Origin of the sequence: Nocardiopsis salina YIM 90010 (assembly GCF_000341025.1) — a bacterium.
In the GTDB taxonomy this organism is placed as follows: Bacteria; Actinomycetota; Actinomycetes; order Streptosporangiales; family Streptosporangiaceae; genus Nocardiopsis; species Nocardiopsis salina.
In genome coordinates, this window is the sequence record NZ_ANBF01000169.1 from 1 (window position 1) to 13131 (window position 13131).

General features: G+C 67.2%; 10 protein-coding genes and 1 pseudogene. 3 read left to right on the forward strand and 8 right to left on the reverse strand.

Features of this window, described 5'->3' with window-relative positions; translation table 11 throughout:
- Positions 1 to 442 precede the first annotated feature (442 nt).
- From D474_RS0118635 to D474_RS0118650, 3 genes are all read left to right on the forward strand, one after another.
- Complete coding sequence (locus D474_RS0118635) at positions 443 to 1369, forward strand: universal stress protein (RefSeq protein WP_017615033.1); 927 nt, start codon at positions 443 to 445, stop codon at positions 1367 to 1369.
- A 58-nt stretch (positions 1370 to 1427) separates the two neighbouring features.
- Positions 1428 to 2249 carry a formate/nitrite transporter family protein gene (locus D474_RS29265; RefSeq protein ID WP_449289361.1) on the forward strand — a complete coding sequence of 274 codons (822 nt, stop codon included), beginning with the start codon at positions 1428 to 1430 and terminating at the stop codon, positions 2247 to 2249.
- A 694-nt stretch (positions 2250 to 2943) separates the two neighbouring features.
- Positions 2944 to 3597, forward strand: coding sequence for a GntR family transcriptional regulator (locus D474_RS0118650; RefSeq protein ID WP_017615035.1), 654 nt, complete (start codon positions 2944 to 2946; stop codon positions 3595 to 3597).
- 6 nt (positions 3598 to 3603) lie between these two features.
- Here the strand turns inward: D474_RS0118650 and D474_RS0118655 are convergent, their stop codons facing one another.
- The 8 genes and pseudogenes from D474_RS0118655 to D474_RS0118695 all read right to left on the reverse strand — a co-directional run bounded on the left by D474_RS0118655 (position 3604) and on the right by D474_RS0118695 (position 12945).
- Positions 3604 to 4941: a (Fe-S)-binding protein gene (locus D474_RS0118655; RefSeq protein ID WP_040703940.1), complete on the reverse strand. Its 1338-nt coding sequence runs from the start codon at positions 4939 to 4941 to the stop codon at positions 3604 to 3606.
- 70 nt (positions 4942 to 5011) lie between these two features.
- Entirely contained in the window at positions 5012 to 6184 is a 1173-nt protein-coding gene (locus D474_RS0118660) for an FAD-binding oxidoreductase (RefSeq protein ID WP_026118613.1), read from the reverse strand.
- A 2-nt stretch (positions 6185 to 6186) separates the two neighbouring features.
- Positions 6187 to 7413 carry an FAD-linked oxidase C-terminal domain-containing protein gene (locus D474_RS29270; protein WP_338045294.1) on the reverse strand — a complete coding sequence of 409 codons (1227 nt, stop codon included), beginning with the start codon at positions 7411 to 7413 and terminating at the stop codon, positions 6187 to 6189.
- A pseudogene (locus D474_RS34120) lies at positions 7391 to 7615 on the reverse strand (FAD-binding oxidoreductase); the annotation flags it as partial. The gene D474_RS29270 and the pseudogene D474_RS34120, both read right to left, overlap by 23 nt.
- Positions 7616 to 7668: 53 nt before the next feature.
- Positions 7669 to 9402, reverse strand: coding sequence for a lactate permease LctP family transporter (locus D474_RS0118670; protein WP_083931875.1), 1734 nt, complete (start codon positions 9400 to 9402; stop codon positions 7669 to 7671).
- A gap of 253 nt (positions 9403 to 9655) precedes the next feature.
- Positions 9656 to 9817 (reverse strand): hypothetical protein, encoded by a 162-nt coding sequence (locus D474_RS32355; RefSeq protein ID WP_017615039.1) that lies wholly within the window; start codon positions 9815 to 9817, stop codon positions 9656 to 9658.
- Between the two features lie 1159 nt (positions 9818 to 10976).
- Positions 10977 to 11819, reverse strand: coding sequence for a hypothetical protein (locus D474_RS0118685; protein ID WP_017615041.1), 843 nt, complete (start codon positions 11817 to 11819; stop codon positions 10977 to 10979).
- 205 nt (positions 11820 to 12024) lie between these two features.
- A complete protein-coding gene (locus tag D474_RS0118695) occupies positions 12025 to 12945 on the reverse strand; it encodes a LysR family transcriptional regulator (RefSeq protein WP_017615043.1) in 921 nt (306 codons plus the stop codon).
- Positions 12946 to 13131: the final 186 nt, after the last annotated feature.

A 13131-nucleotide genomic window follows, 5' to 3' on the forward strand; every position in this document is an offset into this window, starting at 1 on the left:
TTCGAGGTCGACCCCGCTGACCTCGGCGCATTCATGCCCGAACCGGGACGCCCGGACTCGGTCAGGCGCGCGGTCTACGAGCCGGGCGAGGACCGGACCGCGTGGCACTTCGTCGGGTGGCAGTGACCGGCGGGGATGCGGGGTTGGGATCGGACCGAAATCGGTCGTCAAGCACTGCATGCTCCAGGGTGCCTCGGAGCATGTTGCAGTCGGCTCCGAGCATCAGGGCCGGGGAGCGGAAGTCCCACGTCCGGTGGTCCATTTGTCGCTGTGAGCGCGCCCAAACTGCCTGTGCCGGAGCCGGGCACATCACGGTTGACTGAGGTTCCGGCCCATGCCGTGTGGTTGGACGGAACGTGATCGGACACGGGTCCACAGCATCGGGCGGAGGGCGCCTGGGCTACCAGCTGACGGTTCGGTGAACCGGGTGAGGAGAGAGGTCATGTCGGTAGAGCAGGAACACAGGTCCACAGTGGTCGTCGGTGTCGACGGCTCCGACCACGCCCGGGCGGCCCTGGAGTGGGCGGCCGCGGAGGCCGTCCGTCGCGGAGCCGTATTGCGCATCGTGCACGCCCTGGGCATGCCGGTGGTCGTCTCGGCCTATGACGGGACGACCCGCTTCCAGCCCACCGATGAGATGAGCGGTCAGGCTACGCGTGTGCTGGTCGAGGCCCGCGAACGGGCGGTCGGACTCCAGCCCGGCCTCGAGTCCGAGACCGTCACGGCTTTGGAGGAAGCGCCGCTGGCCCTCATCCGGCACAGTCACCCGCACGATCTGATCGTGTTGGGCGCCCGGGGGTTGGGCACGGTCGCTGCCGCGTTCGTGGGGTCGGTGAGTGTGCGCGTGGCGGCCCACGCCCCTTGCCCGGTCGTGGTGGTACCCCACGACGACCAGGGGCGGCCGGCCACGACCTCGCTGGATCGCATCGTCGTCGGTGTCGACGGCTCCCGCAATGCCCGGCGCGCTCTGGGGCTGGCGGTGGACATGGCCACCGAGAACGGGGGTGAGCTGCTGGTCGTTCACAGCTGGGAGGTGCCCTACCCCTACGACCCCGTCGCGATGACCGCCGCCGGCTATCGGCCGCAGGAGGATGTGTTCGAGCAGCAGGCTCAGGAGCTGGTCGCCGACCTGCTCGCGGACACCCTCGAGGACGGCAACGACGCGAACATCGAGGTGAGTGTCGTGCGCACGCAGGCCCCTCCGGTCGATGCGGTGCTGCGGGCCGCCGAGGGGGCCGATGCCATCGTGGTCGGCTCTCGTGGGCGGGGCACGGTGCGGGGGCTGCTGCTGGGGTCGGTGAGTCAGGGGATCCTGCACCGCTCGCGCATCCCGGTCGTGGTGCTGCCCAAGCACGGGAACGAGGACTGAAGACGCTCACGCCCACGTTGAACCCGGTCATCCGTGTCCGAGGAGCCGCACGATGAGCATGGATGCCTACTCCCCGCCCGAGATCGCCAGGCGTGTGGAGCAGTTCGGTGTCGACAAGGCCGGCACGGTGTGGCCCCGGACCGTCATGTTGGGGATCCTGGCCGGCGGGTTCATCGGCTTGGGCGGGCTCTACTTCACGGTCGTCACGGTCGACGGCGGCCTCTGGCACCAGCTCGCGGGCGGGGTGGTCTTCTCGACCGGCTACATGCTCGCGATCCTGGCCGGAGCAGAGGTGTTCACGAGCAACAACCTCCTGGCCATGGCCTGGGCCTCGAGGAAGGTCACCGCCCTGCACGTACTCCGGAACTGGGCGTTGGTCCTGGTCGCCAACGCCGTCGGCGCCCTCGGGCTGGCCGGCCTCTTCGTTCTCTCCGGGCTCCCCGAGAGCCAGGGCGGCGCGGTGGGAGAGCATGCGGTCCAGCTCGCAGCGGAGAGGGCCTCCCTGGCCCCCGTCTCGGCGTTCGTGCTGGGGGTGCTGGGCAACCTGTTCGTCTGTCTGGCCGTGTGGGTGTCCCTGGCCGGGCGTTCGGTCACCGACAAAGTGGTCGGCACGATCCTGCCGCTGTCGGCGCTGGGCGCGCTCGGGCTCGAACACGTGGCGGCGAGCCTGTACTTCATCCCGCGTGGGCTGCTCGTGGCTTTGTTCGTTTCCNGTTCCCGAGGCCGCGGCCGGCGCGGCCGCGATATCCGTGCCCGGGGGAGTGCTGAACATCCTCCTCGTGGCGCTGGGCAACATCGTCGGGGGCAGTCTCATGGTGACCCTCGTGTACTACTTCGTGTACCTGAGGCCGGGGCCGTCCCTGCGCTGACCGGGCGCTGACACGTACCGTCTTGCACGGATCGGCGTACTGACGGGTCGAGTCTGCTTTCGGCTCCTGGCAACCCCATGGCCGGGAGGTTCCTCGCGATCGCGGCTACCAGCGTCGGCCGTGCCATGCACTCGACCTCCTCCAGCCGCGTCCACGGGCTCCGGTTACGGACGAGCTCGGCCTTGGACAGGGAGTGGAACGCCTCGGCCAGAGCCTTGTTGTAGGAATTGCCCGTCGTGCCGACCGAGGCCATCCCCGCCTCGTGCAACCGTCGGGTGTAGCGACGACCAGTTGAAACCGCCTTGCACACAGCACGCAGGCCTGCGCCCCCTCGACCAGATCCCGCCTCATCGCCCCTGTGAGGGGTAGCAACATGGTGTGGGGGCCGGGCCCGCTCAGGATTGGTTCTGGCAGGGATTTGATGAAGCCTCCGAAGAGGTCGCCTTCATGCGGCGAGCCCGCGCTTGCGGAGCAGGTCGGTTTTGGCCCGTCCATACATCTGCCGCTTGAGCATCTTGAGTCGGTTGACGTGGCCTTCGTGGTGAAGAACCCTTCAGCGGTGGCCGTACATGTTCGCTCAGCCGTCCTGGAAGGATGCGGTGACGCGCGTCGTTGCGGGGCCAGGACCCCTGGTCATGGAAGCAGGTCAAGCGTTGCTTGATAGCGCACTAGTATAGGTATGTCTCGCATCTCAGAAGGAGTATTTTGCCCAGGGGTGAACGACTGGCGGCCAAGGATAGAGCGTACGCTTTCGTTAAGGACCAGGTCCTCAGCGGCGCGTTCGAGGGCGGCGAGCTGATCAGTGAGGGGGACATTTCCAGATCCCTGGAAATGTCCCGTACGCCGATCCGAGAGGCGTTCCTACGGCTCGAGGTCGAGGGCCTCCTTCGTCTCTACCCTCAGCGCGGAGCCCTTGTTGTGCCGGTTTCTCCTTCAGAGGTTCGGTCAGTTCTGGAAGCGCGCCTGGTCGTGGAGCGTTTCGCCGCGGAGAAGCTCGCCGACGCCTCCTTGACCACCCGGGAGTCCGTTCTTGTCCGGCTGGATGACCACTTGGCCCGGCAGCATGAGCTTGTCCGGGACGAACGCCTCAGTGCGTTTCTGGAGGAAGACCGCCTCTTCCACTCGTGCATGGTCGAGGCTGCTGACAACCTGCTGTTCACACCGTTCTACGCCTCGCTCCGCGACCGGCAAGTGCGTATGATCGCCGAGTCTCTGCTGCTCGAACAGGGGCGGCGCCAGACCATACTCGACGAGCACCAGCAGATCGCAGATGCTGTTAGGAAAGGGGACCGGGAGCAGGCGTCGGTCGCTGTAGCGACCCACCTCGCCAGCACCCGGTCCGCCCTCGGACTCACGTAGGGGCATCTACTCGCTGCGCGGCCTGTCGAGTGGATCGGTACCCCGAATCGAGGCGTCGACCAGTTGGACAGGGTGCAGTAGAGGTACGCCTTCCTCGAGATAGCGGCGAATCTGCAACAAGCAGCCGGCGTTGGCCGTGGCGATCACGTCGGGCTGTGTGTCGGAAAGGTTCTCGGCCTTGCGCCGACCCAGCTCTTTGGCCGTCTCGGGTTGCACCAGGTTGTAGATTCCCGCCGAACCGCAGCAGACCTCTGCCTCGGCGACGTCGACTACCTCCAGACCGGGCACCTCGCGCAGGACTTTCCTGGGTTGCTCCCGGATGCCCTGGGCGTTGGAAAGGTGGCAAGCATCGTGGTAAGCGGTGCGCATACGCAGCGGATGGCGTGGCGCGGTGCTCGGTAGCTCGGCGAGTAGCTCGCTGACGTCGCGAACCCGGGATGAGAACGCCGCGGCACGTTCGTGGAAGTCCGGGTCGTCGGCGAGCAGTTCCCCGTACTCCTTGAGCGTGGAACCGCAGCCTGCGACGTTGGCCACGATGATGTCGAGGTCGTAGCGCTCGAACATTTCGATGGTGCGCCGCGCACGCACAGCCCCCTCTTCCTCCAGCCCCGCGTGGACGTTCAGAGCGCCGCAGCACTGGGAGTCCCGTGGCACGAAGACATCGCACCCTTCTGCTGCCAGGACCCGGATCGTGGCCGCATTGACATCACCGAAAAACACTCTCTGCGCGCAACCCGGGAGCAGGCCCACGCGTAGCCGTGCGGGGGCACGGGCCGCGGGCACGTGCCGGGGGGTGCGCCGGAACAGGTCGCGGATCCCTACCGGAGGCAGCAGTGCCTCCAGGGCCTGGATTCGTTCGGGCATTCTGCCAAGCAGCCCCGACCGCCCTAGCAGAGTCCGGATGCCGAGCCGCTGGTAAGCGATCCCACCGAGAGCCGCGAGGCGGAGCCGGCGGGGGTACGGGAAGAGTGAGAAGACCAGGCGACGAAAGAGTCGGTCGGACATGGAACGGGGGATGTTGCGTTCTACCTGAGGACGCACACTCTCGATGAGCTTGTCGTACTGCACCCCGGAGGGGCACGAAGTCGTGCAGGCCAGGCAGCCTAGGCACGAGTCCATACGGGCACCGAAGGCGTCGTCTACCGGAATCTCGCCCTTGGCGGCCAGTTCCATCAGGTAGATGCGGCCGCGCGGGGACTCCATTTCCTCACCGGTGGTGAGGTAGGTGGGGCAGGTCGGCAGGCAGAAGCCGCAATGTACACAGTCGCTGAGAAGCTCGAGACTGGGCGGGTGATGTGCATCGAAGGAGCCGGAACCCGACTCTGGGCCGTGTGAGTGTGCCATGGTACGTCTCCTGGGAGCTCTGTTCGGAAGGAGCGGGCTGGGATGTGTACAGGGAGTGGTTGGCTCGTCGTCACAGCCAGGGGGCCAATCGACCCGACCCGAACCGGTCATCGGGGTCGAGCTGACGCTTGATGGTGCGCATCACTGACACGTAGGCGGGCGGTGTGCCCCACAGGTCGGTGTCCTGGGGTAGGCCGTCCCTTCTGCGCACAACCGTCGTGGCGCCGAGTTCAGTGGCGGCTGCGCGCAGATCGGTCAGCAGGTCAGCCCGCTGTTCGGGATTTCCCGAACGCAAGCGAATCGTGTGCACCCCCGCGCCGACGTCGCTGGCAACGTCGGCGTCAACCTGTCTGCGGTCCACGGATCTGTCCAGCGCGGCGATGAGGGCAGGACCGGCCGTGGGGCGGCCACCGATACGGAGAACGGTGTCGCCGGGCTCGGCGACCGCCAGTTCGTCGACCTCCTCCCACACCTGCGCCCCGCTGTGGTGGAGGGACACCGGCGCACGGATGGTCTCGGCGAGTGCGCGAGTCCGGTCGGCCACACCCTCCGGGTTGCCTTCGAACCGTACGGACAGGTGATTGTCATGCCAGGTCAGCGCTGAGGGCTCCAGGGACGAGGCGAGGACACGCTCACCCGTCCGGACCGCCTCCTCGAAGGTCAGAGGCAGTTGGGCCGTGGTGACCGCACGCGGTTGAGGGTGGGCCCGTAGTACGACTTCGGTGATGATGCCGAGCGATCCGAGCGAGCCTTGGAACAGCTTGGCTAGGTCGTATCCGGCCACGTTCTTGATGACGTGACCGCCCGAGCGGGCGAACGTACCGTCGGCCAGGGTCACGCCGACGCCGATGACCAAGTCCCGCAGGGTGCCGTGGACCAACTGCGCGGGTCCGGAATCAGCTGTGGCCATCAGCCCGCCCACGGTCGCACCCTCGGAGATTCTGGCCGCGTCGAGGGCGATCTGCTGGCCGTGCTCGGCCAGTGCCGTCTGGACTGCTCGCATCGGGGTACCCGCCAGGACGGCAATGGTCATGTCGGCGGGGTTGTGGCGCAGGATCCCGCTGAGGGCGCTGACATCCAGCTTCCGGTCGTGGGGGGCGGGAGGGGCGCCCCAGCCGGGTGCTGTCCCCGCACCCGAGACGCTCAACCTCGGATGTGTCCGTTCGGTCTCGTGCAGGGCTTCCACCAGCTCGGCCGTGGTGAGTGGGCGCAGCGGGGCCTGCGTGTGTGTGGTCTCGGTCATGGTCACATCCGTTCGATCAGACCAGCGTCTTCCAGGGGGTGCGGACGGTAGGGGCCGGGCCGTTCTCCGCACAGACGTGGCGTGGGCAGGAGTTTTCCGGGGTTGCACAGTTGCTCGGAATCGAAGGCCGAGCGCAGTAGCCGCATCGTGTCCAGGCTGGCCTCATCGAACTGTCGGGGCATGGAACAGGCTTTGTCGGTGCCGATGCCGTGCTCGCCTGAGAGGGAACCGCCCAGGTCGACACAGAGCTCGGCGATGTCTGTGGACAGGCGCTCGGCCCGGTCGTGCTGGCCCTCGTTCTCGCTGTACAGGACCAGAGGGTGGAGGTTGCCGTCGCCGGCATGGAAGACATTGGCCACGCGCAGCCCGGCCTTGCTGGCCAGGTCTCCGATCCTGCCCAGTGCCTCTGTGAGCCGGGTCCTGGGTACGACCCCGTCCTGGACCAGGTAGTCGGGGCTGATCCTGCCCACTGCGGCGAAGGCGGCCTTGCGCCCTTTCCAGATGATGGCGCGCTCGGCAGCGTTGTCGGCGATGCGTAGGTGGGTGCTGCCGTGCTCCAGACACAAGCGCTTCACTTGGGAGAACTGCGCTCGGACCTCTTCTTCTGGGCCCTCGACCTCGACGATCAGCGAAGCGGCGGCGTCTCTGTTGTAACCCGCGGCGACAGCGGCTTCCACGGCCTCCACCGTGAGCGCGTCCATCATCTCGATCGCGGCGGGGATGATGCCTGCGCCGATGATCGCTGAGACCGTGTCGCTGGCCTCGTCCACCGAGTCGAAGTCGGCGACGAGCGTGCGCAGGGAGGCAGGGGAGGGCAGCAGGCGCACCTCCAGGCGCACTGCGATTCCCAGCGTTCCTTCGGATCCGATGAAGGTGCCCAGCAGGTCGTATCCCGCCTGGTGGGGAGCGTCGGAACCGAGGCGGACGAGGCTGCCGTCGGATAGTACGACGTCGGCTGTGTGGACGTGGTGCACGGTGAATCCGGACTTGAGGCAGTGGGCACCGCCGGAGTTCTCCGCGACGTTGCCGCCGATCGTGCAGACTTGTCCGCTGGAGGGGTCGGGTGCGAAGTACAGGCCGTGGGGCGCTGCAGCACGGCTGATGTCCGCGTTGGTGACACCCGGCTCGACAGTGGCACGGCGGGTGGGNTAGGCGTTGGAGAGAGATGACCACTCCTTCGGCGACGGGCAGGGCGCCGCCGGAGAGCCCGGTTCCCGCGCCCCGCGCAACGAACGGCACGTTGTTGCGGTGACAGACCGTCACGCACGCTGCGACCTGTGCGGCGTCGGAGGGCAGCAGCACCACGGCGGGAACAACACGGAAGCCGGTCAGGCCGTCGCACTCGTAGGAGCGGAGCGAGGTCGGGTCGGTCACCACCTCCTCATCGCCCAGCAACGACCGGAACTGTTCGATGACCTCTGGCATCACCATGTCTTGTTCTCCTTGGGTATCTCGGTGATGTTCTGGTCGGGGCCTAGGAGGGGTCACGGCACCATCCACCCCAGGGCGGGCCCCGATTGGAGGTACACCAGGGCCGACATGGCCACGAGGAAGAGCAGGCTCCAACCCACGACCTTCCGGAGTAGGTCACCTTCACGTCCGGTGAGACCTGTAACGCCTGCGGCGATGGCCAGGTTCTGGGGCGAGATCATCTTTCCGATGACACCGCCCGAGGTGTTCGCCGAGGTGTAGAGAAGCGGATCGGCCCCGGTCTGGGTGGCCACGGTGGCCTGCATGGAGCCGAACAGGGCGTTGGCGGAGGTGTCCGAACCCGTGACTGCCACACCAAGCCAGCCCAGGACGGGTGACAGGAGGGCGAAGGCGGAACCCGCGCCGGCGAGCCAGTAGCCGATGGCGGGGGGNAGCCCCAGGACGAAGGCCACGGTCAGGATCGCCGTACGCAGTTGAACCAGCGTGTGCCAGTAGGCACGAACGGCCCGCCCCGGGGCCAGGTGCAGCAGGGGCATGACCACAACTCCGCACAGGAGCAGGAGGGTGCCGCTTGAGGCCAGCCAGTCAAAGGTGAATGAGGCCGAGCTGGAGGGGGTGCCCTCGACGGTTAGAACGTCCAGCCCAGGCCAGTCGAACGTGATGGTGGTACGTGCCAGGGCTTCTTTCAGAGGGGCGAATTGGGTGACGGAGAAGACCGCGATGATGACGAGGTAGGGGGCGTAGGCCCGGAGAACCTCCTTCCTGGAGTCTCCGGGGTCGGGTGTATCCACGGACGTGGGACTGTGGTTTCCGCTGGCACCCGTCTCGACGCGATGGGCAAGGCGCACGGCGCTGCGCAAGCTCATGTCGTTGCGCCCCTGCTGTGAGTTCTCCGCGGACATGACCTGAGAGGGCTGCCAGTAGCGCAGCAGGACTACCAGGGCAGCGGTCGCGGCCAACGCGGCGACGACATCGGTGAGCTGGGCGGACAGATAGTTGGCAGCGGCGAACTGAGTGACGGCGAACACGATGCCGACCAGGATCGCGGCAGGCCAGGTCTGCCGCACCCCCCGCCTACCGTCGACGATGAGGGCCAAGACCAGGGGTACGACCAGCGCGAGCACGGGGGTCTGACGGCCCACCATCATCGAGACCTCGTGCTCGGGTTGTTGGGTCAGGGCAGCGAGGGTCGTGATCGGGGCGGCCATGGCACCGAAGGCCACCGGGGCAGTGTTGGCCACCAGCGCCGCCGCAGCCGCCTTCATCGGCTGGGGGGCGGGGGGGATCAACATTGCCGCCGAAATCGCGACCGGAGTGCCGAAGCCAGCAAGTGCTTCCAGAAGCCCGCCGAAGCAGAAGGCGATGACAACGGCCTGAACGCGCAGGTCGGGTGAGACGGAGCAGATGGAGCGGCGTAGTACCTCGAAGTGGCCGGTTGCGACCGTCATGTTGTAGATCCAGATGGCGTTCACGACGATCCACATGATCGGGAAAAGACCGAACGCTGCTCCGGCGGCGATCGAATTCAAGGCCGTGAACAGGGGCATTCCGAAGCCCAGGGTGGCGACGGCGATCGCGCAGCCCAAGGCGATCAGGCCGGCCAAGTGCGCCTTCATGCGTATGGCACCGAGTAGCAGGAACAGGACTATCAGTGGGCTGGCTGCGGCGAGTGCCGACAGGGCGGCCGATTGCCCTACCGGATCGAGCAGGGGTTGGAACGAAGAGTTCGACACCTCATACCATCCAATTCCGCAATGCGGATGTCTGGGTTCACTAACCGGAAACATACGCCCAGGCTTGCATCTCGTCAAGGTGCAACTGAGATACAAGTCATGTCCGAGTATTGGCTGAGGGTGGGTGGGTGGTCGACGGTCCGTGTTCGGCTCGCTGGTCGCAGCTCGGAAAGTCGGAGCCCCACGCACGTGGGGATGGATCAAACCGGGGGGCAGCTCGGGTCTGATGCGTCAGATGCTGCAGCTGGCTAGACGCGTGAGGGTGCCCTACTCATAGGGGGCACCCTCGCTGGTTCAGGCAACGGTGTCAGGCGGCGTTGGTCTCGCCGTCCTCGTCGGCTCCGGATCTTCGACGCGTGGCCCTCAAGGCCGTAGTCTCGGCACCGGTCGCGGTCACCGCTGCGACCAGCAGTCCGGCCAGTGCGCTACCGGTGACGGGCAGTGACCGGTCGGAGGCGTCGCACCCCAAGAGTGGCCGGTCATGGACCAGACGGTGGGAACGCCCGAGCCGCTGCCGATGCGGTGACGACTGCGACGCTGATGCCGGCGTTTTCGGCCAGGGCTCTCCGCGTCAGGCCGAGCCGGCGTCGACTTTCCTGCGTCGGTCAATGGACCGATGTCTCCCAATCGGGCATAGCCGCGGCCCTTCCCGCTGGACCGCATTGTCAGATTGGGGCGCGCCTTCCCATGTCGGTGGCAGCGGGCATTCGTGGCCTGGCGGCGTGACTCCGGCCATGGCACGGGTGTATCTGAGTGGCTGGCCACCACCCGCCCGTCGGGGGAGCGGATGGTTCATTCCAACTACATGTCAACGGGGTTGGCGATCATGCGGTGCGTTGAAGTGAGCAGCTCCTGGAGTCGATCCTCCGCCTCGGACAAGTCTTCCAGCCCATCAGCCAACAGGGCGCCCGATTGCTCGTCCAGATCTCGAACATTGCCCCTCCTCACCCTCCAGGACGCGGCTGGCGGATAACGGGTTCGCCAGGTCGAACCGCTGGCCTGTGGATTGTTCCCAGGGGAGTCGCCTCGTGCTCTGGGGACTCTAAGCTCAGAGGGACTCCCCGGGTGCTGCGGGGTCGGCGCGTCCTGTGTGCCGCACCCGGGCGCTGGCCCCGCACAACGCGCCCCCGCATGGGCGCGGATCTCGTCTATGGAGATGCCTCGTCGAAGCCCCGAGGAACTGGCTGTTGCCGGCCTTGACGGTGTTTGTGCCACTGGCTCGAAAGCCGCTCTCAGCAGTGGAACTCGTTACCGCGCGGTGGCTTCAAGGAGACAGTCTGCGGTGCTGCCTGGGGCGTCCAGATCCGGCATCAGAGCCGCGCCGCAACCGACCGCTGCGCACACCAATGGAGGTCGGCGTCGGGTACCACACCCTCCTTGGGATCCACATCCCGCGCACACAGAGCCCCCCGTGGAGTGGATCCCTCGGCGTAAGGGTCGGCGTGCGGGGTCGGGATATCATCCCGAATCCGTGGCACCGCGTCATCGCGTGGCGAACCCGATAAGGGGCCGGGCCGTGTGATCGGCCTTTGGTGCCGGTTCGATCCACGCGCGTGCGTCGACACCGCAAGGCCGGCTCCTCGTCAGCGATCGCTGACGCCGAGATGGCGACCGCAGCCCTGCCCCTGTCACAGGGCTGCGGCGTCTGCTTGGGCCTGGCTCAGGTCGAGCTGGCGTCCCTGTTCGGCCGCCATGGCTGCGTGTAGGTTCACGAGGTGGCGCCGGGTGTAGGCGCGCGCGTGGTTCTGGTCCCGGGGCTGCCTCCAGGCAAGCCATTCCCAGGTCTGGGAGGCCGCCTGCCGGGGACTCAGCCCCGCTCCGACCGCGTGCTGGGCCGTGGTGATGATCGCGCGCAGGTAGGACTCGCGCATCCGGACCTCGGCCACGGTGGCCAGGTGTTCGGTGGGCACCGGACCGTCGGTGGCCACCTGGGCGTGGGCGCTGAGGATGCATCCGCGGCTGCCGATGAGCACCATGGGCGCCTGGGCCGAGGTGTACATGAGCCCTTCGAGAGCGCGGCGGGGGCTGGTATGCGACAGGTCGGGCAGATGGGGGGCCATGAGGTCGCCGGCGATGACGGTCTCGTCGTCGCCCAGGGCGACGATGGCTCGGTCGGGGGCGACTTGGTAGGCGCGGGCGCGCGGCACGTGCGGCAGGGGAGTCCCCCCGGCGCTGGCCTGGGCGGGCATCAGCGCGGTGACGTGCTCGGGAATCCACTCCTGCCATGTGATGTCGGCACGGGCGTGCATCAGCACAACACTGGAGGCGGGACGTCCTTGGAGCGAGCATTGGTGCAGGTACTCGGCAACCTCTGGGGGGCTGTTGCCGTGGTCGACCAGCGTCCAGCCCGGGCCCTGAGCGGGACTGTGTGAGATCAGGGTGGCTCCGGGCTCGTGCCCTGTGGTGGTCAGGACGCGGTCGGTGACCACGTTCAAGTCCAGGGACAGGTGTTCGGTGGTGGCCGTGCTCACGTGGGCCTCCGGCGTTCGGGTGCGGTGCGCGGGCCGCCCGGGGCCGGGGGCAGAGGTGGAGTGGTACAGCCCAGCCCTGACAGGCATCGAGCTGTCGCGTCTGCCCTGGGCCAAGCCCTTGGGCGGCCTTAACTTCAGCATGGCCGCCTGAGGGGTGTGTGGCATTGCCCGAATCCGTAACGCCTTTGCCTTGAAGCGGGAGGGGCTAGCTGGTATGCGGCGTGGGGTCGGGGCCGGTGATGGTGCACGCCTGCACGATGTCGTACAGGCTGAGCACGGCCGGTCGCTGCTCCTGGGCGTGGATCTGTACGCCCATGTGGACGCGGGGGCCGGACAGGGGGACGAAGGTGGTGCCCTCGACCGCACCCAGGCTCGCGGCGGCCATGGAGTGGTTGGCGATGCGCCCGGTGGTCAGAACGCTCAGGGCCACGTAGGCGGGGTCGGTGATGATGACGTCTTTGCGGCCTTGGTCCACGGGCAGGTCCGACCAGAGCTGGCCCAGCCGTCCGGGGATGACGGAGTAGAGCATTTCCCGGTCGGCGACCTGCTCGGGGTGGACCACGTCGGCCTCGGCCAGCGGGTCGCCCGGGGGGACGACGATGGCGCGTTGGGTGGAGTAGGCCGTATGGGAGCGCAGTTCGTCTTCCTCGGTGCCAGTGATGCACACGACGGCGATGTCGACGCGGCCGGAGAGCACGGCCGTGTCGTGGGTGTGTGAGTCCAGGGGGACATACACCAGCTCCACTGCGGGCCACAGCTCCCGCCAACGCCGGATGATCTCGGTGGTATCGCCCCCGCCCAAGCCCGCGCCGAGCACACCCATGCGCACCGCGTGGGTTCCGGCCTCATCGCCCCTGTCGGTGTTGGGCAGGTCCTGGAGTGCCTGCATGGCCTGTTGGGCGCCTGCGTGCAGGTGGTGCCCCTGCGGGGTGGGGGTGACCGGGCGCCCGGGGCCGCGGTCGAACAGTTTGGCGCCGAGTCTGTGTTCGAGGTCGGTCAGGCCGCGGGAGACGTGGGCGGTAGACATGTACAGCTCCTCGGCGGTGCGTCCGAAATGTCGAGTCTCGTACAAGGACAGGACGATTTCCAGTTTGCGGGGGTCCATGATCTGCGTCATCTGCGGCATTGCTCACCTCCAGTAATGGGCGGCACTATACGCGGGCAAGACAACACCGAACGTCAAAATGCGGTAAAAAGTCAGGCCTCGTCCAGCACTGTCCTCTGAAGGATGGAATACCAGCCTTTGGTGTATTTCCGGTTCGTCCTTCCCTGATTGGTGGGCACCGACACGCACACCAGGTGGGCTCCGGTG

Bases quoted from the DNA above. Each gene is read 5' to 3' on its own strand.
- D474_RS0118635 (WP_017615033.1), top strand. From the start codon at position 443: ATGTCGGTAGAGCAGGAACACAGGTCCACAGTGGTCGTCGGTGTCGAC.
- D474_RS0118695 (WP_017615043.1), bottom strand. From the start codon at position 12,945: ATGCCGCAGATGACGCAGATCATGGACCCCCGCAAACTGGAAATCGTC.
- D474_RS0118655 (WP_040703940.1), bottom strand. From the start codon at position 4,941: ATGGCACACTCACACGGCCCAGAGTCGGGTTCCGGCTCCTTCGATGCA.
- D474_RS0118660 (WP_026118613.1), bottom strand. From the start codon at position 6,184: ATGACCGAGACCACACACACGCAGGCCCCGCTGCGCCCACTCACCACG.